The sequence below is a fragment of the Streptomyces sp. Ag82_O1-12 genome (assembly GCF_900182715.1).
GTDB classification, from domain to species: Bacteria; Actinomycetota; Actinomycetes; order Streptomycetales; family Streptomycetaceae; genus Streptomyces; species Streptomyces massasporeus.
Genome location: NZ_FXUW01000001.1, coordinates 7,733,757 through 7,756,757 on the forward strand (window position 1 = coordinate 7,733,757; position 23,001 = coordinate 7,756,757).

At 72.4% G+C, this 23,001-nt stretch carries 23 protein-coding genes and 1 pseudogene; 9 read left to right on the top strand and 15 right to left on the bottom strand.

What is annotated here, in order from left to right; translation table 11 throughout:
• The first annotated feature begins 100 nt into the window (after positions 1-100).
• Entirely contained in the window at positions 101-811 is a 711-nt protein-coding gene (locus QOL88_RS35205) for a nucleotidyltransferase domain-containing protein (protein ID WP_257027975.1), read from the top strand.
• Here the strand turns inward: QOL88_RS35205 and rpmF are convergent.
• The 3 genes from rpmF to QOL88_RS35220 form a co-directional block, all read right to left on the bottom strand.
• Positions 794-964 carry a 50S ribosomal protein L32 gene (gene rpmF, locus QOL88_RS35210; RefSeq protein WP_031108795.1) on the bottom strand — a complete coding sequence of 57 codons (171 nt, stop codon included), beginning with the start codon at positions 962-964 and terminating at the stop codon, positions 794-796. The two genes, QOL88_RS35205 and rpmF, sit on opposite strands and share 18 nt — an antisense overlap.
• A 105-nt stretch (positions 965-1,069) precedes the next feature.
• Positions 1,070-2,665 carry a sodium/solute symporter gene (locus tag QOL88_RS35215; protein WP_097222273.1) on the bottom strand — a complete coding sequence of 532 codons (1,596 nt, stop codon included), beginning with the start codon at positions 2,663-2,665 and terminating at the stop codon, positions 1,070-1,072.
• Positions 2,659-3,105, bottom strand: a complete 447-nt coding sequence (locus QOL88_RS35220) for a DUF485 domain-containing protein (protein ID WP_097222274.1) — start codon at positions 3,103-3,105, stop codon at positions 2,659-2,661. Before QOL88_RS35220 ends, QOL88_RS35215 begins: the two co-directional genes overlap by 7 nt.
• Positions 3,106-3,440: 335 nt before the next feature.
• On the opposite strand from QOL88_RS35220, the gene QOL88_RS35225 reads away from it, so the two are divergent.
• The gene (locus tag QOL88_RS35225) at positions 3,441-3,935 is read left to right on the top strand and encodes a phosphatase domain-containing protein (protein ID WP_097222275.1); all 495 of its coding nucleotides are present in this window, start codon (positions 3,441-3,443) and stop codon (positions 3,933-3,935) included.
• 3 nt (positions 3,936-3,938) lie between these two features.
• Here QOL88_RS35225 and QOL88_RS35230 read toward each other — a convergent pair whose 3' ends face one another.
• The 5 genes from QOL88_RS35230 to egtA all read right to left on the bottom strand — a co-directional run bounded on the left by QOL88_RS35230 (position 3,939) and on the right by egtA (position 8,668).
• Positions 3,939-4,154, bottom strand: coding sequence for a dodecin (locus QOL88_RS35230; protein ID WP_097222276.1), 216 nt, complete (start codon positions 4,152-4,154; stop codon positions 3,939-3,941).
• Positions 4,155-4,282: 128 nt separating this feature from the next.
• Entirely contained in the window at positions 4,283-5,245 is a 963-nt protein-coding gene (gene egtD, locus QOL88_RS35235; protein WP_097222277.1) for an L-histidine N(alpha)-methyltransferase, read from the bottom strand.
• Positions 5,242-6,033: an ergothioneine biosynthesis protein EgtC gene (egtC, locus tag QOL88_RS35240; RefSeq protein ID WP_097222278.1), complete on the bottom strand. Its 792-nt coding sequence runs from the start codon at positions 6,031-6,033 to the stop codon at positions 5,242-5,244. Before egtC ends, egtD begins: the two co-directional genes overlap by 4 nt.
• Positions 6,033-7,370 (bottom strand): ergothioneine biosynthesis protein EgtB, encoded by a 1,338-nt coding sequence (gene egtB / locus QOL88_RS35245; protein ID WP_097222279.1) that lies wholly within the window; start codon positions 7,368-7,370, stop codon positions 6,033-6,035. Before egtB ends, egtC begins: the two co-directional genes overlap by 1 nt.
• Complete coding sequence (egtA, locus tag QOL88_RS35250) at positions 7,367-8,668, bottom strand: ergothioneine biosynthesis glutamate--cysteine ligase EgtA (RefSeq protein ID WP_097222280.1); 1,302 nt, start codon at positions 8,666-8,668, stop codon at positions 7,367-7,369. The genes egtB and egtA overlap by 4 nt, the downstream gene beginning before the upstream one ends.
• A gap of 291 nt (positions 8,669-8,959) precedes the next feature.
• On the opposite strand from egtA, the pseudogene QOL88_RS35255 reads away from it, so the two are divergent.
• Positions 8,960-9,939: pseudogene (locus tag QOL88_RS35255) on the top strand (TIGR02452 family protein).
• Here QOL88_RS35255 and QOL88_RS35260 read toward each other — a convergent pair.
• The 4 genes from QOL88_RS35260 to QOL88_RS35275 all read right to left on the bottom strand — a co-directional run bounded on the left by QOL88_RS35260 (position 9,902) and on the right by QOL88_RS35275 (position 13,684).
• Entirely contained in the window at positions 9,902-10,348 is a 447-nt protein-coding gene (locus QOL88_RS35260) for a type II toxin-antitoxin system PemK/MazF family toxin (protein WP_097222281.1), read from the bottom strand. The pseudogene QOL88_RS35255 and the gene QOL88_RS35260 overlap by 38 nt on opposite strands.
• Before the next feature lie 42 nt (positions 10,349-10,390).
• On the bottom strand, positions 10,391-11,860 hold the full coding sequence (locus QOL88_RS35265) for an SPFH domain-containing protein (RefSeq protein WP_097222282.1): 1,470 nt from the start codon (positions 11,858-11,860) through the stop codon (positions 10,391-10,393).
• A 134-nt stretch (positions 11,861-11,994) separates the two neighbouring features.
• The gene (locus QOL88_RS35270) at positions 11,995-12,213 is read right to left on the bottom strand and encodes an NfeD C-terminal domain-containing protein (RefSeq protein WP_257027976.1); all 219 of its coding nucleotides are present in this window, start codon (positions 12,211-12,213) and stop codon (positions 11,995-11,997) included.
• Positions 12,214-12,232: 19 nt separating this feature from the next.
• Entirely contained in the window at positions 12,233-13,684 is a 1,452-nt protein-coding gene (locus tag QOL88_RS35275) for an amidase (protein ID WP_097222283.1), read from the bottom strand.
• A 243-nt stretch (positions 13,685-13,927) separates the two neighbouring features.
• Between QOL88_RS35275 and QOL88_RS35280 the strand changes: the two genes are divergently transcribed.
• The gene (locus QOL88_RS35280) at positions 13,928-15,316 is read left to right on the top strand and encodes a glycoside hydrolase family 43 protein (protein ID WP_097222284.1); all 1,389 of its coding nucleotides are present in this window, start codon (positions 13,928-13,930) and stop codon (positions 15,314-15,316) included.
• Between the two features lie 58 nt (positions 15,317-15,374).
• Here the strand turns inward: QOL88_RS35280 and QOL88_RS35285 are convergent, their stop codons facing one another.
• A complete protein-coding gene (locus tag QOL88_RS35285; protein WP_097222285.1) occupies positions 15,375-15,824 on the bottom strand; it encodes a spore-associated protein in 450 nt (149 codons plus the stop codon).
• Positions 15,825-16,169: 345 nt separating this feature from the next.
• On the opposite strand from QOL88_RS35285, the gene QOL88_RS35290 reads away from it, so the two are divergent.
• The 4 genes from QOL88_RS35290 to QOL88_RS35305 all read left to right on the top strand — a co-directional run bounded on the left by QOL88_RS35290 (position 16,170) and on the right by QOL88_RS35305 (position 20,470).
• Positions 16,170-17,129: an SCO2400 family protein gene (locus QOL88_RS35290; RefSeq protein ID WP_097222286.1), complete on the top strand. Its 960-nt coding sequence runs from the start codon at positions 16,170-16,172 to the stop codon at positions 17,127-17,129.
• 165 nt (positions 17,130-17,294) lie between these two features.
• On the top strand, positions 17,295-18,032 hold the full coding sequence (locus QOL88_RS35295; RefSeq protein ID WP_097222287.1) for a class I SAM-dependent methyltransferase: 738 nt from the start codon (positions 17,295-17,297) through the stop codon (positions 18,030-18,032).
• 87 nt (positions 18,033-18,119) lie between these two features.
• Positions 18,120-18,917, top strand: coding sequence for a hypothetical protein (locus tag QOL88_RS35300; RefSeq protein WP_031110293.1), 798 nt, complete (start codon positions 18,120-18,122; stop codon positions 18,915-18,917).
• Positions 18,914-20,470 carry a serine/threonine-protein kinase gene (locus QOL88_RS35305; protein WP_097222288.1) on the top strand — a complete coding sequence of 519 codons (1,557 nt, stop codon included), beginning with the start codon at positions 18,914-18,916 and terminating at the stop codon, positions 20,468-20,470. The genes QOL88_RS35300 and QOL88_RS35305 overlap by 4 nt, the downstream gene beginning before the upstream one ends.
• A 72-nt stretch (positions 20,471-20,542) precedes the next feature.
• Here QOL88_RS35305 and QOL88_RS35310 read toward each other — a convergent pair whose 3' ends face one another.
• Positions 20,543-21,724 carry an SH3 domain-containing protein gene (locus QOL88_RS35310; RefSeq protein WP_097222289.1) on the bottom strand — a complete coding sequence of 394 codons (1,182 nt, stop codon included), beginning with the start codon at positions 21,722-21,724 and terminating at the stop codon, positions 20,543-20,545.
• A 263-nt stretch (positions 21,725-21,987) separates the two neighbouring features.
• Between QOL88_RS35310 and QOL88_RS35315 the strand changes: the two genes are divergently transcribed.
• Positions 21,988-22,437, top strand: coding sequence for a hypothetical protein (locus QOL88_RS35315; RefSeq protein WP_097222290.1), 450 nt, complete (start codon positions 21,988-21,990; stop codon positions 22,435-22,437).
• Between the two features lie 121 nt (positions 22,438-22,558).
• On the opposite strand, the gene QOL88_RS35320 is transcribed toward QOL88_RS35315, so the two are convergent.
• Positions 22,559-22,936 (bottom strand): peptidase M23, encoded by a 378-nt coding sequence (locus tag QOL88_RS35320; protein ID WP_097222291.1) that lies wholly within the window; start codon positions 22,934-22,936, stop codon positions 22,559-22,561.
• Between the last annotated feature and the right edge of the window lie 65 nt (positions 22,937-23,001).

The window sequence follows — 23,001 nt, forward strand, 5'->3', positions numbered from 1 at the left end:
CGCCGCGGCGGCAGCGGGACCACGCGCGGGAAAACCGGGTGACCGCGTCCTGGCACGTCAGGACAATGGGCCGGTCTCCAGAAGCGAAAGGCGGCCGACCGTGACCGTCCCCAATGTCCTGCTCTCCGGCATCGTCGGATCGACCGCCTACGGTCTCGCCCGCCCGGGCTCGGACATCGACCGCCTCGGTCTGTTCGCCGTGCCCACCGAGGAACTGCACGGTCTGCGCCGCCCGAAGGAGTCCCACGTCAGCACGGCACCGGACCGCACCCTGCACGAGGCGGCCAAGTGGTGCCGGCTGGCCCTGGGCGGCAATCCGACCGCGATGGAGCTGGTGTGGCTCCCGGACGACCTGTACGAGGTGCGCACCCCGCTCGGCGACGAGCTCATCGGCATCCGTACGGCGTTCCTGTGCGCCGAGCGGGTCAGGGACGCCTACCTCGGGTACGCCACGCAGCAGTTCCGGCGACTGGAGGCACGCGGCGACGGTTCGTTCTCCGCCGACACCCGCAAGCGGACCGCGAAGCACGCCCGGCATCTCAAACGGCTGTGCGGGCAGGGCCTGGAGCTGTACGCCACCGGGCGGTTGACGATCCGTGTCGAGGACCCGGACGAGTACCACGCCTTCGGCGAGCGCGTCGCCGCCGATCCGTCGGTCGCCCTGCCCCTGCTCCGGCACTACGAGGCGGCCTTCGACGAAGGTCCCACGGTGCTGCCGGACGAACCCGACGAGGCGCCGGTCGAGGACTGGTTGCGCCGGGTCCGGGCGCACTTCCTCGCCGGGGCGGCGCACTCAGCCGTCGGGGCGTAGCAGACCGCGCTCGTAGGCCCTGACCAGGTTCTGCGGGACGAGGTGACGGACGCCGTCGACGGTGACGGGGACCAGCGTCGGGGTGGCCGCCTTCCACTGGGCGCGGCGGTGGCGGGTGTTGCTGCGGGACATCTTCCGCTTCGGGACAGCCATGGGACTCCTCCTCGGGGGGTCGGGCACCGAGGACGCTACATGAAAATGGATCCCATTAACAATGAGCGTCCCGGTGCCCGGCCGCCGCGGTCCCTCGAAGGTGTCTCAGTCGTCGGCGCCCACCAGCATCCGCACCTCGAACTCCTCGTGGGCGGCAGGCTCTTCGGCCGGGCCCTTGTCCAGCACCGTGCCGAGCCAGCCCAGCAGGAAGCCCGCGGGGATCGAGACGATGCCGGGGTTCTGGAGCGGGAACCAGGCGAAGTCGACCTCGGGGTAGAACGAGCCCGGGGCGGAGGAGACGACGGGGGAGAAGGCCGCCAGTAGGACGGAGCAGAGCAGCCCGCCGTAGAGGCTGAGCAGGGCGCCCTTCGCGCTGAATCGCCGCCAGAACAGGGTGTAGATGATCGTCGGCAGGATCGCGGACGCCGCGATGGCGAAGGCCAGGAACGCGAGCGTCGCGGTGTTCGCGCCCCAGGCGATCAGGGCCAGCAGGATGCCGAGGACGCCGATGACGGCCCCGGACAGCCGGGCGACGGTCAGCTCCTCCGTCTCGCTCGCCCGGCCCTTGCGGATCACCTCGCTGTACAGGTCGTGCGCGAGGGAGGAGGCCGCGGCCAGGGTGAGACCGACCGCCACGGCGAGCAGCGTCAGATACGCCAGACAGGTCAGCAGCGCGGTGAGGACGCTGCCGCCCAGCTCGTGGGCGAGCAGCAGCACGGAGGCGTTGCCGGTGCGGTCGGTGCTCTCGATGGTGTCCCGGCCGAGCAGCGCGGTGGCGCCGAGCCCCATGATGCCGGCCCCGAAACAGACCGCGCCGACCAGGCCGACGGCCCACAGCACCGAAGAACGCAGGACGCCGCTGTTGCGCGGGGTGAGCAGCCGCATCAACACGTGCGGGAGGGCGGCGAGGCCGAGGACGATGGCCAGTTCGAGGCTGAGGAAGTCCAGCTTGTTGCTGACGGTGCCGCCGTAGCGCAGCCCGGGCTGGAGGAAGCTCAGGCCCGACCCGCTGCGTTCGGACGCCCTCTCCAGCAGCAAGTGGGGGTTCCAGTCGAAGTGGTGCAGCACCCAGCCCGCGGTGAACAGCACGCCCACCACCAGCATCACGGCCTTGATGATCTGGATGACCGTCGCGCCGGGCATGCCGCCGAGGGAGGCGTAAAGGATCACGAAGGCGCCGATCACGACGACACACAGGGTGCGGGTGGTGCCGCTCGGCACACCGGTGAACTGGGTCAGCAGGGCCACGCTGCCCACGAGTTGGGCCACCAGGTACAGCGTGGCGATGGCCAGGATGCAGACTGCCAGCGCGACCCGCACCGGCCGCTGCTGCCGGGGCAGCCGCAGCGCCACGGTGTCGCCCACCGTGAACGTGCCCGTGCGGTGCAGGGGTTCGGCGATCAGCAGCAGCACCATCATCCAGGCGACGGTGGTGCCGCCGAGGTACATCAGCCCGTCGTAGCCGGTCAGCGCGACCAGCCCGGTGCTGCCCAGCAGGGTGGCGGCGGACAGGTAGTCGCCGCACATGGCCAGACCGTTGCGCAGCGGGGACATGGCGCGGTCGCCGAGGTAGAACTCGCTGATCTCGTCGCGCTGAGGAGCCGTCAGCAGTGCCGTGAACAGGGTGATCACGACCACGGTCAGGAACAGGACGAACGTCAGCTGCAGGCTGCTGTCGTCGATGGCGGCGGCGCTCACCACGTGCGGAACCCCCTCGTCCCGTGCTGGAGCGGCTGCTGGGCTCCCTGTGCGGGAGCCGCCGCACGGGCACGGCGGCTCTCGGTCTCGTACAGCCGGGACCTCAGGCCGCGGGCGAGCGGATCGACCCGGGTGCGCATGTGCCGGACGTAGCACCACGCGGTCACGCCCATGACGACGAACTGCCCGAGACCGAGGGTCAGTCCGAGCGTGAGACGGCCGAAAAGCGGCTGGTTCATCACCGCGGGCACAAAACTCGACAGCAGCACATACAGCAGGAATCCACCGACGGACAGGATTGTCGCCCGGATGCCGAACCGGCGCTGCGCGCGACGCAGAGAGTGAAATTCGGGATGGTCAGATATGCGAGACGGCGGAGTTTGTTCGATGTGCGGCAGCGGGAATGTGGGAGTGTCTTCCCGCCGCGGTGAATATTCGGGCACAGGCGCACCTTCTTCGCTGCATCGTGCCCCGCACTCGACCCCGTCGGGTCAGTGGACGCGTCCGGTTTTCGGGCAGGGTGAAGGGGTGCCGGACGCGCGGTGGGGGTGCGGGCTCTGTGGGGGCTCGTGAATCCGGATAACCAGCTGTCCGGATTCACGCGGACGGCCTCGGGGTTCTTTGTGGGGACCCCCGACGAGCCCCGGCCACGGGTGGTGGCGAGGCTGAGAGCGGAGTATGTCAGTGCTGTGCTTGAGCCATCAACTGTGACGGTGAATTGACCCGCTTACCTGGCTTGTTCACGCGCGCTGTCTCACATGCGCTTAGGCTGAGCGGCGTGAGTGACGACCGCAGCAAGGCCCCGCTGGCCGTGTTCGACCTGGACAACACCCTCGCCGACACCACGCACCGGCAGGAGTTCCTCCAGCGCACCCCGAAGGACTGGGACGGATTCTTCTCGGCGGCGCCGCAGGACCCGCCCGTCCCGGAGGGCATCGCGCTGGTCCGGGAGCGCGCAGGGGAGTGCGAGATCGTCTACCTCACCGGGCGGCCCGAGCGCTGCCGGCGCGACACGCTGGAGTGGCTCGCCGCCCAAGGGCTGCCCGAGGGGCGCGTGTACATGCGGCGGGACGCCGACCGGCGGCCCGCCCGGTTCACCAAGCTGGAGATCCTGCGGCGGCTCGCCCGCACCCGCGAGGTCCGCGTCCTCGTGGACGACGACGAACTGGTCTGCGCGGACGCCCGTCGTGCGGGCTTCACCGTCGTACGGGCCGACTGGGTGACCCGGTCCGCCGAGATGAAGGCCGCGCAGGAGCGCGAAGGGCGGACCTGAGGACTACTCCGACTCGTCGAGACGGAAGCCCACCTTGAGCCCCACCTGCCAATGGGCGATCTGACCGTCCTCGAGCTGGCCGCGCACCTGCGTCACCTCGAACCAGTCCAGGTTGTGCAGCGTCTGCGAGGCCCGGTCGATGCCGTTGCGGATGGCCTGGTCGACGCCGTCCGGTGAGGTGCCGACGATCTCCGTGACCCGGTAGGTGTGGTTCGACATGCCGCTGCTCCTCTTCCCCTGACGTTCCTGTGACGGGAGTGTCACGCGTCATTCCACGGTGCCCCAAGCGGCGGCGAAGCGCGAGACGTCGTCTCCCGCCGTCGCCGCCGCCCCCGGGTTCCCCGATGTCAGCGCGCCACGCTCAGCGACAGCGCGAACCGGCCGGGGTCGTCCGTCCACCAGTGGGCCAGCTCCAGCCCCGCCGCGGACAGTTCGGCGCGCACGCCCTCCTGCCGGAACTTCGCCGACACCTCGGTCCGCATCTCCTCACCCGCGGTGAAGTCGACGACGAGATCGAGCGCCGGCACCTTCACCGTCTGCGCCGTACGGGAGCGCAGCCGCATCTCGATCCATTCGCGCTCCGCGTTCCACAGCGCCACATGGTCGAACGCGTCAGGCTCGAAGTCGGCGCGCAGCTCGCGGTTGATCACGGTCAGGACGTTCTTGTTGAACGCGGCCGTCACCCCGGCCGCGTCGTCGTACGCCCGGACCAGCACGTCCTCGTCCTTGACCAGGTCCGTGCCCAGCAGCAGGGCGTCGCCCGGGGTGAGCAGGGCACGTACCGACGTGAGGAACGCGGCGCGTTCGGCGGGCAGCAGATTGCCGATCGTGCCGCCCAGGAACGCCACCAGCCGTGGCCCCGGCGTGTCCGGCAGGGTCAGTTCCGCCGTGAAGTCGGCGATCAGCGCGTGCACGTCCAGCCCGGGCCGTTCGGCGGCGAGCGCCTGCCCGGCCTGGGTGAGGGCGCTCCCGCTGACGTCGACCGGGACGTAGGTGTGCAGGTCGGCGAGGGCGTCGAGCAGATGCCGTGTCTTCTCCGAGGATCCGGAGCCGAGCTCGACCAGGGTGCGCGCCCCGGTCGCCGCGGCGATCTCGCCGGAACGCGCCAGGAGGATCTCCCGCTCCGCGCGCGTGGGGTAGTACTCGGGGAGTTCCGTGATCTTCTCGAACAGGTCGCTGCCGTGCGCGTCGTAGAACCACTTCGGCGGCAGGGTCTTGGGGCGGCCGGTCAGACCCCGGTGGACGTCGGCGCGCAGCGCGGCGCCCGTGGTGTCCTCGGGCAGGGTGCGGGTGACGTGGAACGGGCTCACGTACGGGGCTCCTTGAAGGGTGCGGGCTCGGTGGCGTCGGTCGGCTCCTTCAGCGGCGTCAGCAGCACGTCGGTGCGGCTCGCCGCGAGCAGGGTCCGGTCGGGGACCTCCTGCCAGTGCGGATCGTCGTCGTAGGGCTCGGAGGCCACGACGGTGCCGCCGCCGGGCCGGGTGAGGTACCACAGGGCGTCGCCCCAGGCGGTCGCGGTGATGGTGTCGCCGTTGGTGAGCAGCAGGTTGAGCCGCGAACCGGGGGCCGCCGCGGCGACCTCCAGGACGGTGTCGGCCATCGCCCGGCCCTCCTCGTCGCCGCCCCGCAGCCGCGCCAGCACCAGCGCCCACACGAGCGCGGAGTCGTTGCGGGCCTCCAGCGACAGCAGGTCCTCGTGCGGCAGCGTCCGGGACAGCGAGGCCAGCGAGCCGGGCCAGCCCTTCACCGCCCCGTTGTGGCTGAACAGCCAGGTTCCCGCGGCGAACGGGGCCGCCGCGGCCTCCGCGTCCGCGCCCGACAGAGTCGCGTCCCGCACCGCCGCGAGCAGCGCGGGGGAGCTGACGACCCGGGCCAGATCGGCGAACGACAGGTCCGCCCAGATCGGCCCGGCCCGGCGGTAGCGGGCCGGCACCGGGTCGCCCTCTGCGTACCAGCCCACGCCGAACCCGTCGGCGTTGACCGTCCCGTACCGCTGGTGCCGGGGCGCCCACGACTGCCGGTACAACCCGTGCGGGGGGTCCACGAGGATCCGGCCCAGCGGCTCCTTGGGCCCCACGTACGCCACATGCCGGCACATCAGACGTCCTCCGACCGGGCCGTGCGGAACCCGGAGAAGATCTGTCGCCGGATCGGGTAGTCCCAGTTGCGGAAGGTGCCCCGGCAGGCCACCGCGTCCACGGCGAACGAACCGCCGCGCAGTACCTTGCACTCGGGCCCGAAGAAGACCTCCGAGTACTCCTTGTACGGGAACGCCTTGAACCCCGGGTACGGCAGGAAGTCGCTCGCCGTCCACTCCCACACGTCGCCGATCAACTGCCGTACGCCGAGCGGCGACTCGCCGGCCGGGTAGCTCCCGGCGGGTGCCGGGCGCAGGTGCCGCTGGCCGAGGTTGGCGTGCTCGGGCCCCGGGTCGGCGTCGCCCCACGGGTAGCGCATCGAGCGGTCGCCGGCCGGGTCGTGCCGGGCGGCCTTCTCCCACTCGGCCTCCGTGGGCAGCCGGCGACCCGCCCAGCGGGCGTAGGCGTCCGCCTCGTACCAGCTCACGTGCAGCACGGGCTCGTCCGGCGGGACGACCTCGGTGACGCCGAACCGCCGCCTGAGGAACTGCTGTCCGTCGCGCCGCCAGAACAGCGGGGCGTCGATGCCGTGCTTCCGGATGTGTGCCCAGCCGTCGGCCGTCCACCACCGCGGGTTGTCGTAGCCGCCGTCCTCGATGAACGCCCGGTAGGCGCCGTTGGTCACCGGGGTGGTGTCGATGTGGAAGGCCGCGACTTCGCGCCGGTGCGCGGGGCGTTCGTTGTCCAGGGCCCAGGGCTCGCCGGAGGTGCCCATCGTGAACGGGCCGCCCGGGACGAGGACTTCGGACGGGCCCGTGGACAGCGGCGCCGGCTCCGGGTCGGGTGCCGTCAGGGCCGGTGGGCCCGTACGCAGCTGATGGGTGATCAGCATCGTCTCGTCGTGCTGCTGTTCGTGCTGCGCGATCATCCCGAAGGCGAAGCCGGCCTCCGTCAGCCGCGTCCCGTGGAACGCGTGCCGCTCCAGCACGTCCAGTGCCCTTCCGCGGACGTCGGCCGCGTAGGTGCGGGCCTCGGCGGGCGACAGCAGCGGCAGCTTCGGCCGCTCGGCGCGGGGGTGCTCGAAGGCGTCGTAGAGGCCGTCTATCTCGGGCCGTATCGCCTCGTGCCCGGCTACGGCCCGCAGCAGCCACTGCTCCTCCTGGTTGCCGATGTGCGCGAGGTCCCACACCAGCGGCGACATCAGCGGCGAGTGCTGCGCGGTCAGGTCGGGCTCCTCCACGCAACTCGTCAGCAGGGTGGTGCGGTCGCGGGCCACGACGAGTGAGGCGACCGCCCGCTCACGGAGGACCTCGGGGTCGACGGCCTGGGCGTCGACGGCGGGATCGGTGTCGGTCATGGGCGGAAGTCCTTCCCGTGGGCGCGGCCGTCCGTGCCGCGCTGTCGGTCGAGCAGGTCGTCGGCGGGGCAGCGGCCCAGGACGACGTAGCGGTCCAGATAGGCCGTGACGGCCTCGATGACCTCGGGGGCGGCGCCGAGCCGGGGCAGGGCGTCCAGCGCGGTCGTGAAGCACGTGATGGCCGCCTCGCGCAGTTCCGCGTCGGCCAGGCCACCGCGGGCCGCGTCGAGCCACAGCGGGTTGTGCGGCGCGGGCAGTCCCAGCGTCCGCTCGGCCAGTGGCTTCACGGCCCGGTAGGCGGTTTCGGCGGCCTCCGGGTCGTCGAACAGCGCCGCCGTCACGGCGAGCGGCACGATCCAGCCGTCGTCGCCGGGCTGCGCGTCGATCATGCGCAGTTCGAGATGGCCGCGCGGCCTGACCGGCGGGAACAGCGTCGTGACGTGGTAGTCGAGATCCTCCTGGGTGGGCGGCCGGGGCGTGCCCGTGCGGATCCAGTCCCGGAAGGTGAGGCCTTCGGGGATGTCCCAGGGCCCACCGTCCCGCCGTACGCACATCACGGGGGAGTCCAGCACGTGCCGGGCCCAGGCGCCGCGCGGGTCGGCGTCCAGCCGCGGTCCGCCCGCCCGGCCCGCGCCGATCCGGGTCCACGTCAGCTGCCGGGTGGACAGCCAGCCGGTCGGCTGGTGCGCGGCGAGCGGGGAGTTGGCGAACGCGGCCACCAGGACCGCGCCCATGTGGTGGGCCAGCCACCAGCGCCGCACCAGGCCGAGCGGCCCGGGCTCCTCGTGGCCGGCGTCCAGGCACACCTGCACGGAGGCGGAGGTGCACATCATGGCGCGGCCGGCGGGGCCCGTGCGGTCCAGGCACGCCTCCATGGCGTCGTAGCGCGGTTGACGCAGGAACCGGCGGGGTTCGTGCCAGGGGTCCTGGCCGAGGCCGACGAGGGCGAGGCCGCCTTCGCGCAGAACCGCGCGGACGGCGTCGAGGTCGGCGGAGACGGTGGTGATGACTTCCGTCAGGGAGGCGGCGGGGGGTGAGCTCAGCTCCAGCTGGCCGCCGGGTTCCACGGTGAGCGCCGACCGCAGAGGCACGGTCCGCAGCGCGGCGTAGGCCGCTTCGAGTCGTTCAGGTGTGACGGGGAGCTGCGGTGCGCGCATCTCGTGGACGAGCCATTCCACCTCGACACCGAGGCGTCGTGGCGGGCCGGTCTTGAAGCAGATGCCGCGGACGAGAGCCTCGACCTCGGCTTCGGACAGTGAGGTGCGTGGCCGGGTACAGCCACTTACCGAATCGGACATGTCGGGATCCTCCTGAGATTCCACCATGCCACCGGTCCGGGCTCTTCGGCGGCCCGGGCCGGGATCATCTGTCCCACCCAAGACGCTCACGCCGCTCGGCACAAGGGGGCGAAGCGGGGCGTTCCCGGGTGGTCATCCGGCCCGCCCTGGTGTTTCCAGGCACTTTCCCGGGCGTTCTCCCACGGCGAAAACTCTGTTGCGCCGGAGATCCGGCATCACTCACGATGCCTGCGTGAGCACGACAAGAACGGCCGCGCGGCGCGCGGTCACGGCGCGCACGGGGGTCGCGCCGTGACCGCGCGCCTGCGCGGCGTCGCGCAGCAGACCGAACAGATCGTCGCGGCGGGCGCCTACCGCGCCCCGGACGGGCGCGAGGTCTCGATCGCGGCGGAAGTGCGGGCGGCGCGCGAGGGCACGCGCCTGCACGGGCCGGAACCGGTGCCGGTACCCGCCGATCGGGTGACGGGGGCACGGGCGACGCTGATCGAGGTCACGGGCGAGAGCAGCCTGGAAGCCGCCCGCCGGCTGCACGGCCATGGAGTGCTTCGCCGCCCAGCGGCACCTGTGGGACTCGGCGGGCACGTGGCCGTGCTGAACTTCGCCTCGGTCGGCGGCCGGCGCCCGCGCGGCCCGTTCGCGGCGTGCCTTGCGCTCGGCGCGCCGGGCCACGCCCCAGTCGGGGGTGACGGGCACCCGGTCGCAATCCCGGCAGCGGTCATCTCAACGGCGCCCGGGCCCAGGAGGAGGCCATGTGCCGGGCCTGCGCGCTGTACACCTGCCTCCTCGAGGCCCGCGCCTTCTACGACCACCACCGGGCCCACCGCGACCCGTTCTGCACGGACCGTGTCATCCGCTCACCGGCCGTGCCCGTCTTCCGCGACGACCGGGGCGGCCTGCTGGCCGAGCCGTACGCCGCCGGCTTCCTGACCTCTCCCGCGCCCAACGCGGGCGTGGTGCACCGCACGGCGCCCGAACGGGCCCCCGAACTGCCGCGGGCCCTCGCGGCTCGGGCCGAACGCGTGCTGGAGACCGCCGCGGGCCCACGGCACCGCCGGCTCGTCCTGGGGGCCTGGGGCTGCGGGGTGTTCCGCAACGACCCCGCGCAGGTGGCGGAGGCGTTCCGGGCGCTGCCGGAGCCCGGCGGCCGGTTCGCGCGGGCCTTCGAGCACGTGGTGTTCGGGGTCCTGGACCGGACGCTTGACCGTCCGGTGCCGGGCGCCTTCGAGGAGGCGTTCAGCTCCAGCCGTAGCGTTCCTGCAGGCGGCGCCTGACCAGGTTGAACCGCATGCGGTCCAGGGCGCAGGCCTCCCGGCGCATGCCGTCCTCGTGCAGCCGCAGCACCCGGTCCACGTCGACCCACGAGTCCCGGCCCGTCCGGTCCCACGGCCCGCTGCCGATCGGCACCCACTCCAGGTCGCCGTCGTGCCGCTTGCTGGACAACTGCACGGCCAGGAACGTCCCGCCCGGCTCGCGGGCGACGACCAACACCGGGCGGTCCTTGCCCCGCCCGTCGTTCTCCTCGAAGGGCACCCACGTCCAGACGATCTCCCCGGGATCCGGGTCGCCGTCGTGCGCGGGCGAGTACTCCGTCCGCACCCGGCCCACCCCGCGCGGGTCGGCCTGGACGGTGGCGGAGGGGCCGTGACGGCCGGGGACGTTCTCGTCGGCAAACGTGCTCACGGGGGCACCTTAGAGGCTGCCTCCGCGAGCACGCCGCCCGGGTCACTTGTCGTCCACCGGCACCTTCTGGGCCTGCCCGTTCAGGGACGAGGCGCCCTGCGGTGCCGGCCCGCCGCGGTCCATCGACGCGAGCAACTGGCGGGCGAGGCCCAGCCCCGTGCCGCCCATGGTCAGCGCCTTGGCGAACATGTCTGCCATACCGTCGGCGCCGTTGAGCAGCACCATGTTGTCCACGTTGCCGAAGGCGGACGCGCCGGCCTTCACGATCTCCGGCCAGTTCTCGGCGAGTTGCTGGGCGACGACGGCCTCCTGGTTCTCCGCCAGGGCGGCGGCACGGGCCTTGATGGCCTCCGCCTCCGCGAGGCCCTTCGCCTTGGCCGCCTCGGCCTCCGCCAGGCCCCTGGCCTGCGCCGCTGCCGCCTCGGCCGCACCGGTGGCCCGGGTCGCCTGCGCGGCCGCCTCGCCCCGCGCCTTGGTCGCCTCGGCCTCGGCACCCGCGGCCGTCTTGACCCGGGTCGCCTCGGCGGCGGCCGCCAGCTCCGTCTCCTTGGCCTGTGCCTGCGCCGAGGAGATCCGCGCGTCACGGTCGGCCTCGGCCAGGGTGCGCGTCTCGTAGGCCGCCGCGTCGGCGGGCTTGCGGACGTCCGCCTGGAGTTGCTGCTCGCGCCGGTGCGCCTCCAGCTCCGCGACCCGCGTCTCCTGGACGACGACCTCCTGCCGGGCACCGGCCTCGGCGAGCGGCCCGGCCTGCCGGGCCTTCGCGGCCGCCTTGTCGCGCTCGGCCTGGTAGCCGGCCTGGAGGATCTCGCTGTCCCGGGTCGCCTCCGCCATCCGGGCGAACGACTGCTGCTCGGCCTCGGTGGCCAGCCGGTTCGCCTCCGCCTGCGCGATGCGCGCGTCGCGCTGCACGGCCGCCGCGTGCGGCATGGCGAGGTTCTGGATGTACCCCGTCGGGTCCTCGATCTCGTGGATCTGCAGCGAGTCCACGATCAGGCCCAGCTTCTCCATCTCGGTGCCGCAGGCGGCACGCGTCTGCCCGGTGAGCTTCTCCCGGTCCCGGATCATGTCCTCGACCGTCAACCCGCCCACGATCGACCGCAGATGACCGGCGAAGACGTTGTGCACCCGCTCCGACATCAGCTTCTGCTGGTCGAGGAAGCGGCGGGCCGCGTTCGCGATCGACACGAAGTCGTCGCCCACCTTGAAGATGACCACGCCCCGCACCTTCAGCGGGATGCCCTGGTGGGTCACGCAGTCCACCTGGAGTTCCGTCTCGTTCAGGTCGAGCGAGAGCTTGCGCACCGCCTGCACCCCGGGCATCACGAGCGTGCCGCGCCCGGTGACGATGCGGAACCCCAGGCCCTCCTCGATGCCCTCCGTGCGGTGCTTGGAGCCCGAGATGATCAGTGCCTCGTTGGGTTCGGCGACCCGCCACATGAGCTTGAACAGACCGATCAGCACGAGGACGGCGGCAACCGCCACCCCCGCTACGACGCCGACGACCATCGGCATTCGCCCCCTTTGCATGGTGCCCTCTCGGCACCGAACGAAGGGGAGTGTGCTCCTCGGCGAAGCCCGGGTACAGCCACCGGCGCATCCTTGGCAGAAGCTTGACGCGTACGGCTCTCACCTGCGTCGCAGCGGGCTCAACTGTCGTACGCCGCCGTGACGTAGACGGTCCTCGGGGGGAGGTACTCCACCACCATCACGACCGTGCCCGTCTCCAAGCGGTCCGTCGCGGAAGCCGGGTGGGCGAGGAAGTGCTCGGCGCCGCCCCGTACTCGGACGATCACCTCGCCGACCAGCCCGGGCCCGATCGTCCCGGTGACCCGTCCCATGAGCCCGACCATCGACGCGTCCGCCATGAGGACAGCCTACGGTCGCTCAGGCGGCGGCGAAACGTTCCGTGACCGGCGGCGAGGGCCACTTCTCGGCCCAGCGCAGCTCCGCCTCCAACTGCGCGGCCACCTGCACGAGAAGCGGCTCGCTGTTCGCCGGGCCCAGCAACTGCGCGCCGACCGGCAGTCCGTCCGGCGTGAACCCGGCGGGCACGTTGACGCCGGGCCAGCCCAGCACGTTCCACGGCCAGGCGTACGGGCAGGCCGCGATCATCGCCCGGTCGGTGGCGAACCCGCTGAGTTCGAGCAGGGCGCCGATGCGCGGCGGGGGAGCGGCGGTCGTCGGCGCGAGGACGATGTCGTAGGAGGTGAAGAACCCGCCGATACGCTGGTGCAGCACCGCTTCCGCGCGCCGGGCCGCCCGCAGCGGGGCACCGCCGAGAAGCCGGCCCAGCCGGGCCGCGTCCCGGGTGCGCCGGTCGAGCAGCGCCGGGAAGGGCGCCTCGCCCACGCGCTCGGCGATCCCGGCCGTGGCGCGCGGCACGAAGGTCAGTCCGATCTGCCCGTACGGCGGGTCCGCCTCCTCGACGAAGTGCCCCGCCTCGGCGAGCCGCTCGGCCAGTTCGACGACCCGGGTCCGCACCTCGGGCAGGAGCCGGGCGGGCACCGCCGTGAACGGCGGCTTGAGGGAGAGCGCGATGCGCAGCCGGCCCGGATCGCGGCCGACGGCCCCGGACACGTCGAGGTGCGGGGGCTGGTGCGGGTCCTGGGCGTGGTTGCCGCTCGCCGCGTCCAGCAGCAGGGCCGCGTCGGCGACCGTGCGGGCCAGGGTGCCGTTGACGGTGATGCCCTGGAAGGACTCGCCGCGCGGCCAGGTCGAGACACGGCCGCGCTGCGGCTTGATGCCGACCAGATGCGTCCACGCGGCCGGGATCCGCACCGAACCCGCGCCGTCCGAGCCGAGGGCGGCGGGCACCAGACCGGCGGCGACCGCGGCGGCCGACCCGCCCGAGGAACCGCCGGGCGTGTGCTCCGTGCTCCACGGGTTGCGAGTGGCGCCGAAGGCGGGCCCCTCGGTGAAGGGCCACTGCCCGAACTCGCAGGTGTTGGTCTTGCCGATGATCACGGCCCCGGCCGCGCGCAGCCGCCGCACCGCCTCGCCGTCCTCCGCGACCGGCGGGAACTCCCCGCAGCAGCCGAACGCGGTCGGCTCACCGGCGACGTCCATGTCGTCCTTTACCGCGACGGGGACGCCGAGCAGCGGCCGGTGCGCGCGCTCGGCGGGCAGGTCCCGGCCGGAGGCCGCTGCCAGCTCCCGGTCCGCGGCGTCGGCCTCGGCGAGCGCGGCTTCGGCCCGGACGATCCGGAAGGCGTTGAGGCTGCCCTGCGTCGCCTCGATCCGTGCCAGTGTCCGCTCGACCAGCGCCCGTGACGTCGCCTCCCCCGCGGCCAGCGCACGGGCGGTCTCCGCCAGGCCTTCGCAGCGGTCGAGCGTCATACGGACACACCTCCGGAAGCGGTTTCTCTACCGAACGGTAACGTCCGGTGGCCGGTGGCGGAACGGCGACGACAGAAGTGGAAGTTCACCATCGGCCGCATCCTCCTCACTGGGCACATCGGCACCTGCTCAAACCATTGACGCACCTCTGCCTCGCCCTTACCTTTCGAGCCCCACCCTCCTGAGCGAGTCGCCGAACCCTGTTCGATATATCGAATTTCTGGTCTCCCAGGGAGAGCCGCCGTGACCCCACACCCCGCCGCCCCGTCCCGCCGCACCCTGCTGCGCGCCCTGGCCGCCGTGCCCGCCTCGGCGGCCCTGCTCGGCGAAGCCCCCGGGCTGCTCGGCAGCGCCCTGGCCGCCGCACCCCCGAACGGCTCGGCCACCCGCTACACCATCGTGCCCTTCCTCAACAGCAACGACGGCACGGTCAACGTCTACCAGTCGGACGACGCCACCGACTTCAGACTGCTGCGCTCCTCCGCGTACACACCGCCCGCGAACCGGATCCGCGACGCCAGCGTCATCAGACACACCGACGGCTACTACTACGTCACCTACACCACGCACACCTGGCAGGACCCCAGCACGACCATCGGCTTCGCCCGCAGCTCCGACCGCGTCAACTGGACGTTCCTGTACGACTACACCGTCCCGATCACAGGCCTCTCCCGCGCCTGGGCCCCGGAGTGGTTCGTCGACAGCGACGGCAGCGTGAACATCATCGTGTCCTGCTCCACCACGAACGACGAGTGGATCTTCACGCCTTACCTGCTGAGGGCCACGAACTCGGCCCTGACGGCGTGGAGGTCACCGGTCGCCCTCTCGGGCATCGGCGCCAACCACATCGACACGTTCATCGTGAAGATCGGCTCGACGTACCACGCCTTCCCTAAGAACGAGACGACGAAGTACATCGAGTACGCCACCGCCTCCAACCTCGCGGGCCCCTACACGATCCGCCGGACGGGCAACTGGGCCGGCTGGGGCAGCTATCGCGAGGGTCCGGCACTCGTGCAGCTCGACAACGGCGGCTGGCGGATGTTCTTCGACGGCTACGGTGACGGCACCTACTACTACAGCGACAGCCACGACACCTTCGCGACCTGGACCGCACCGGCCGCGCTGCCCGCGATCTCCGGCACGGCCCGGCACTTCACGGTGGTCAAGGAGACGGTCACGGGCGGCCCCAGCCTGGCCCGGAACATCACGCGCTCCTTCCGCTCCGCCAACTACACCACCCGCTACTGGCAGCAGCAGTCCTCGCTGCTCAACCTGCCCGTGGTCGGCACCGCCGGCACCACCGCCGAGAAGCAGGCCGCCACTTTCACGGTCGTCGCCGGCCTCGCCGACGGCAGCGGCTACTCCTTCCGGGACGCGGCCGGCAACTACCTGCGCCACTGGGACTTCCGCGCCCGCTTCGACGCCGACAACGGCACGAGGACCTTCGCCAAGGACGCCACGTTCTTCCTCCGTGCCGGCGCGTCCTCGGGCTCCGTCCGCTTCGAGTCGTACAACTACCCGGGGCACTACCTGCGCCACTACGCCTACCAGCTCCGCGTGGAGCGCTCCGACGGGACGGACCTGTTCCGGCAGGACAGCTCGTTCGTGCCGGTGACGGCCTGGGCGTAGGGCCGGCACGGAGAAGCCGGGCCACCACGGTCGCCCGTGGGGCCCGGCCGGAGGGGGGTCAGCGGGTGAAGGTGACCCGGTGCTCCTTCAGGGAACCGCAGTTGGAGCCGTACACCTGCACGTACGTGTTGGCGATGCTGCCGCCCCAGTCCACGCAGTGGCCCTTGCCGTAGGCGTACGTCGGACCGGCGTACGACGTGAACACGCCCTCGTCGTAGTCGCTCTGCTCGGTGTCCGGGACGGAGACCCAGGCGGACATGTCGACGGCCTTGCCCGGGTTGTTGCGGATGGTCGTGACGCAGTTCTGGCCGTTGGAGGCGTTGTAGGTCAGGTAGACGGTCCCCAGCGAGCCGACGGTCGCCGAGTTGACCGTCTTGTAGCCACTGCCGCAGACCTTCTGCGGAGTGGTGTTGGGCGCGGCCGACGCCGGCGACGCCAGGGCGGTCATGGTCCCCACGGACAGTGCCGCCACAGCGGACGCGGCCAGGACAGAACGCGTGAATCGCATATTTCCCCCTTGCAACTCTTCGAGGTGGTTGCTCCTGCATGGTGTGACCCGCGGGCCGCCCAAAGGGTTGTGCGTCAGTTCGCAGGAAAATTGGGAGAGTTGAGGGAGTGCGTGCCCGGGCCCAGGTGTGGTGGCCGCGGGGGCCCGATCGTTCCCAGTCTCCGGTTCCTCTACTCATGGGCCACTCATGGCACACGCGAGATCCAGAGGATCTGTGCAGGGGTGTCACACAGGCTGCACACCGTCCTTTCAAAGTCTCGTTAGCGTTGCGGCTCGATCCCACGTGCGAACGTGACCAGGCGCGGCCGGCGAGCCGCCGGAACAGCCAGATCGGGAAAACCACACATGGACTACTGCTCCTCGTGCCGTCGGCACCTCAACGGCGCCTTGGTCTGCCCGGGGTGCGGCGCCTACGCCCCGGACATCGACCCCTCCACCATCGGCGGCCGCAGCGGCACAGCCCGCGTGCCCGCCGTGGCCCCCGTGCCCGCCATGGCACCCGCGCCCATCGCGGCCCCCGGTGGACCGGCCACCTGGGAGTACCCGGCCGCCACCGGCACCTGGCACGACGGGACCGTGTGGGACGAGACCCCCGCGCGCACGCCGGAGGGCCCCGGCTCCGGCTCGTCCGACGCGTACGACGCCCCGGACACCGACACGGCCGAGGGCTACGAAGCCCGGCCGCAGGGCCGGGCGGCCCGGCGCCGCCAGATGGCGCGCTGGAAGAAGAACCAGCGCCGGGCCGTGGTGGCGACGGCGGTCGCGCTCGTGGGAGGCGGTCTGACCGTCGCCGCGATGAACGGCAACGCGAAGCCCGGCGTGCAGGCGGCCGCGACGCCGGAGGACACGACCATGGGCGGCGCCGCGGGAGAGGCACCGACGTACGCCGAACCGACGTCGAGCCAGTACGGCCTGGACAAGGACACCCCGCGCTCGGCGGCCACCCCCACGACTCCGTCACACGCCGACCGCGCCTCGCGCCACGAGCGGTCCCGGGCCGCCGACCCCCGCACCACGCCGGCGGACACCCACACGGACGCGGCCGCCGCGCCGCGCGAACTGCCGCTGACGACCGCGCCCCGCAAGACCGTCACCGACACCGTCGACACGGCCACCCGCACCGCCGGTTCGGCCGCGTCGAAGGTCACCGAGTCGACGACACCGCCGGCCGCCGGGTCCGGCTCCGAGGCCCAGCAGCCGACGTCCCCCTCGACACCCCCGCCCGCGGCGACCACCCCGCCCGACACGTCTCCCGCCGACTCGAAGCCGAAGGAACTCTGCCTGCTCGTCATCTGCCTCGGCTGACGGGCATCTCCCACGGCTGAGCGAACACGGCCGAGCGAACACGGCGACGCGAGGCGCCCACGCGGCCACCGAGGCGAGGCACCCACGCGGCCGCCGACGCGAGACGCCACGCGGGCCGCCGTAAACCGGTGGCCGCGCGCGGCCGCCCTTCGTACCGTCGGGCCCATGGCTGACGAGTGCTTCCGGCATCCGCGCCTCGCCGCGGTGTACGACCAACTCGACCCCGACCGACGCGACCTCGCCCCCTACCTGCGCACGGCGGAGGAGACCGGGGCGCGGCACGTCCTCGACATCGGCTGCGGGGCAGGGGTGTTCGCGCTGCTGCTGGCCGCACGCGGCATCGAAGTCACCGGCGTCGATCCCGCCCGGGCCTCCCTGGACGTGGCGCGCGGCAAGCCGGGTGGTGAGCGGGTGCGGTGGCTCCACGGTGACGCGACGACCCTGCCGCCCCTCTGCGCCGACCTCGCGACGATGACGGGCAACGCCGCCCAGGAGATCACCGGCCCGGAGGACTGGCAACGGACCCTGCAAGGAATGTGGGCGGCACTGCGGCCCGGCGGGCGGCTGGTGTTCGAGACGCGGATACCGGCCCGTCGCGCCTGGCAGGAGTGGAACCGCGAGGCCACGTACGGCGTGACAGAGATTGCCGGTGTCGGCGCCGTCGAGTCCTGGGTCGACCTGCTCGACGTGAGCGGACCGCTGGTGACGTTCCGGTGGACCTATGTGTTCGCCGCGGACGGGCAGACGCTGACGTCGGACTCGACGCTGCGCTTTCGTGAGCGCCAGGAGGTCGAGGCGGCACTCGCGGCGCAGGGCTATGTCGTGGAGGACGTACGTGACGCACCGGACCGGCCGGGCCGGGAGTTCGTGTTCGTCGCGCGGCGCCCGGAAACCGCCCGCTGAGACGGCCCCGCCGGCTCCGCGGCACCTGGACGCCGACCGTACAATCCTCGCGACCAAATCGGGGGCGACATCAGCGGGGGAGTCCGCGTGGAAACGATCATCGTGCAGTTGCCCGGTACCGCCCAGTGGGGCGTGGACGAGACGGGCAGTCCCGAACTGATCCATCTGGGGCCGGGGGACATCGCGGACTTCGGACGTGGCGGGGCGGGGGTCCGCATCGTCCTGACCGACCCGGGGATCTCCCGCCGTGCCGGGCAGCTGGAAGCCGCGGGGGACTACTGGCGCCTGTCCAACTTCAGCCGCAGCGTGTCGTACGTGGTGGAGAACCTGGAGGGGGCCGGCGAGTACCTCACCGTCGCGCCCGGGCGGCTCGGGGCGCCCGTGCCCTTCGAGTTCTCCCGCGTGGTGCTGCCCGCCCTGTCCGGCACCGCCACGTTCAAGGTGTTCGCACCCCAGCACGCCTATCTCGGCGAGCAGTCCGTGCCGGGCGGCGGCGAACAGACCGTCCACCCCTTCGCCCTGGACCCGACGTCGAAGTACTTCCTCGTCCTGGTGGCCCTGTGCGAACCGCGGTTGCGCGACCCCTCCGACTCGGCACTGCCCGGTGTCGGGCAGATCGTGGAGCGGCTGCGGCCTCTGGAGTCCTGCCGGGACCTGACGCGCTCCGCGGTCAACTACCACATCGACTACCTCGCCTTCGCCAAGTTGCGCCTGGACCTCGGTGAGGAGGCCACGACCGCGACCGACGGCGGCCGCACCGGCGCCAAGCGCACCCGGCTCGCCTCCGTCGCCCTGCGCTTCGGCCTGGTCCGCGAGGAACACCTCGGCCTGCTGCCGCCCCGCGGCGCCGCACGCCTCACCGATCCGCAGGAGGCCGGCGCATGACGTCCGAGGAGCGGGACGACGAGCTGGAGGCGCCCCGCCCGCCCGGCCTCCCGGAGGGCTTCCGCGTCGAGGGCTGGGAGGTCGGCACGGTCATCGGCTCCGGCGGCTGGGGAACCGTGTACGAAGCCCGTGCGGTCGCCGACGGCACACCCGCCGCGGTGAAGGTGCTCCCGACCGGTTCCCTCGGGCCCGGGCAGCGCGCCGCGCTCGATGAACTCGTGGCGCGTGAAGTCCGGTTCAGCGCCGAGGCCGACCACCCCCACCTCGTCCGCACCCTGGCCGTGTGCACCGTCGAGGCACCGGAACTGCCCGCCCTGGACGGCGCGATCGCGCTGGTCATGGACCGGGCCGAGGCCAGTCTGAGGGACGTACTGGACGCCGCCGAGGCGGGCGGCCCGATCGCCGACGCCGGCCCGGTCCTGCGCGGGGTCGCCGCCGGACTCGCCCACATGCACGACGCCGGGTGGGTGCACGGCGACCTCAAACCCGCCAACGTCCTGCTGGGTCCGGGCGGTGAGGTATGGCTGGCGGACTTCGGCCTGGCCACGGAACTCGACGGCACCCACGCCCACTTGCCGCCGCTCGGCACCCTCGACCATCTGCCGCCCGAGTGGTGGTCCCAGCGCACCGGCACCCAGGGCGCCGTCGTCCGGCCCACCGCCGACATCTGGGCCTTCGGCGTCCTCGCCCACCAGGTCCTCACGGGCGGGCTCCACCCCTTTCCGGGCGCGACGGCCCGGGCCCGCTCGCTGGCCGCCCAGACCTACGCCCGCGGTACCGCGCCCCTGCGGCTCGACGCCGGCCTCGACGAGGACATGCGCCGGCTGATCGCCGACTGCCTGGCCCCGGACCACGCCGCCCGGCTCCCGCACACGGCCGACGGCGTCGCCGCCCGGGTCGACGCCGCCACCGCCGGCCCGCACCGCCGCCGAAGACGTGTGGTGCCCGCCCTCGCGGCCGGGATCGTCGTCCTGACCGCAGGCGCGGTCGCCGGGGCGGCCCTCCTCGGGGGAAGCGGCGGCACCCAGGACGACGAACGCGACCGAGCCACCCCCACCTCCGCCGTCACCGGCACGTCCACCCCGCCGGCCGGTGAGATCCCCGAGGACTCCGACGTACCCGAGGCGCTGCGCCCCGTCATCGCCCGCGCGGCCCACCGCTGCTCCGACGAGGAGATCACGCCCGCCCTGCTCGCCGCGCTCATCAAGGCGGAGAGCGACTTCGACCCGAAGGCCTCCCGTCCGCAGAGCGAGGAGTACGGCATCGCCATGTGGACGCCGTCGGTGTTCCGGGCCTGGGCGGTCGACGGGGACGGTGACGGCGACAAGGACCACATGTCGCCGCCGGACGCGATCTCCACCATGAGCCTGTACGTGTGCTGGCTCGACCAGCGCTTCAAACAGGCCGGGCTGCCGAAGAAGGACCTGCCCGCGCTCGTGGCGGCCGGCTACCGCACCAGCGACCGTACGGTCATCGAGGAACGCGGCGTTCCGGAGCGGGTGAAACCGCACGTGGACCAGGTGATGCGCTACCTCGCCGAGTACGAGCGCTGACCCGTACGACCGCGAGCGGTGGGCGGGGCCGCAGCCCTGCCCACCGCTCGTCCCCCGTTCCCGGCGCGGCCGCTACGCGGCGCACTCCGGGACGTTCGGCAGCCGGTTGTCCGGCGAGCTGATGTAGATGTTGGAGATGTAGCCGCCGTACTGGGGCAGATAGGCCCACCACTCGTTGGTGTAGGGCGGCACGGTGACCACCTCGCCCCGGACCTGGCAGCCCACCAGCACCTCGACCCCGGCGGGCAGCTGCGTCATCCGGTCACCGCCCGTGGCGGGCCCCCTGCGGACGTTCACGAACTCGCCCCAGGTGCCGAACCAGGTCCCGGCGGGCCGCTTCGCCCCCGGCACGTTCAGCGAGCGGGTCAGCCGGCCGATGTCGGTGTACGCCTTGCCGTACGAGGTGCCGACCGGGTGCAGCGTCAGCACGGCCACGATCGAGCGGTCGTTCGCGCCCACCGTGCCGGTGGAGTGCAGCGCGGGACGGGAGAGGTCCACGGCCGCGGCGGCCCGGGGAGCCGGGGCGGCCGACTCCGCCTGAGCTCCCGAGGACGCGGCCTGAGAGCCGCAGGTGCCCTTCGCGTACTTCCCGGACCAGCCCTGTTTCACCGCCCAGGGCTTGTCGAACGCCCCGGCGATGCCGAAGTGCTGGTCGAAGTGGTCAGTGGCCGAGCAGCGGGTGGAGCGGCGCAGGTTGTCCATGATGAAGTCACGCACGGGGGCGGGCGCCTTCTCCAGGATGTACCGGTAGATCGCCACGGTGTCCCGAGCGGAGAGGGCGGTGTAGCCCCAGAAGCCCGGGTAGTCGGCGGGCGGTGGCGCCGTGTCGCGCAGACCGAGCTCGGTCCGGTCGGTCATCCGCTTGATGATCGCCGAGCCGCCGTACGTCGACCAGTAGTGGTCGGCGGCGTCGTCGTCGCTGCCGCGCAGCATCGGCTCCAGCCGGGCGCGGTCGGCCGGGGGGATGGTGTAGTCGGGCCCGCGGTCCCACAGGAAGTCCAGGGTCAGCAGGAGCTTGACGACCGACGCGGACCGGAACTGCGCGCTGTCGTTGACCTGTTCGGTGAACCTGCCTGCTTCACGGTCGTAGACGGCCACGCCGGCGGTGACACCGGGCGGGATCTGGGCGGCCGCGCCGGCCCGGACGGCCTCGGCGGCCCTGCCCGTCCGGGGGTGTGCCGCCGCACCGCTCGTGAGTGACGCGACCGTGACGACGGCCGCGAGCGCCGCCGCGCCGCGCAGGAGCATGCGCATGGTTGCCCTTCCTGGATCGCCCGGGTGGTCCTACGGGGCCTTGGCCCGCGGCGCCACGATAGGAGCCCGAGCGCGACGGGCGGTCCTGACGTATGTCAGGGCCCCGCCCGGCGGGGGCGACCTGCGGCTTCGACCCTGATAAGTGTCAGGTGTCGGCGGTGCCGTGACGCCCCGTACGGTCACGACCAGCGAGCGGCGGCCGGCCCGGGGGCCGGCCGCCGCGCACACGACCGCATCACCCGCCGACATACGAAAGAGGGCTCATGAGTCGCCGATCACTCACGACACTGCTGGCCGCGGGGGGCGCCGCCGCGGTGATGGCGCTCCTCCCGACCACCGCCCAGGCCCAGCCGTTCTCGGGCGGCAACTACGGAATCTACGGGCAGGAGGGGCAGTACCCCACCACCACGTTCTGCTCGGGTACCTTCCGGCAGATCGGAGCCACCAAGTACTTCGAGGGCATGGCCCTGAAGTACTTCTACTCCGACAAGTGCGGCTCGTTCGCCCGGATCGAGAACTCCCGGCCCGGCTGCGCGGCCGTCCTGCAGCGCTCCGACAACGGCGCGGGCCGCAACGACGGCTGGGTCTCCGAGACCGTCGACTCCGGCATCACCTACGCCTACACGAAGATGGGCAGCAACCTCAACGGCCGCGTCTCGCGCGCCCTGCTCGCGTGCGACGGCCACGACCTGGTGAACACCGGCTGGTACTGAACCGCCCAACTCGCCCTACGGGGGCGGCCGGTGTTCCGGCCGCCCCTTCGGTGCGCACACGTCTGTGGCGGGCCACCGGTTTCCCGGTGACCCGCCACAGACGTGTGGAGGGTGCTGCGCGTCAGCAGTCCGGGACGCCGGCGATCTTCTCGCCGCCCCGGATGTACAGGTTGTTCACCCAGGCGATGTCGCTGCCCGAGAACTCCATGACGGCGGTCCACCAGTTGTTGGTGCCGACGGCCGGGTCGTGCACGGTCTGGCCCTGCTTCTGGCACAGGGCGTCGCCCCACCACTGCGAACGGACCGCGAGCCGTGGGGAGTCGGTGGTCGGCTGCTGGCGCAGATTGACGTCGGTGGCCCAGATGTAGACGTCGGTGAGGGTCGGGTCGCCGTTGTTGGCCACGGCGGCCGGGGCCGCGTGGGCCGTGGTGGCGAGGCCGCCGACGGCGAGAGCGGTCACCGCGAGGCCCATGGCGGTACGGCTGATCAGTCGCTTCATGTGTGTCCCCCGAAGGACGAAGATGAGGATGGTGTGGCCGGAAGCGGTCCTGTTCCGGGTCCGCA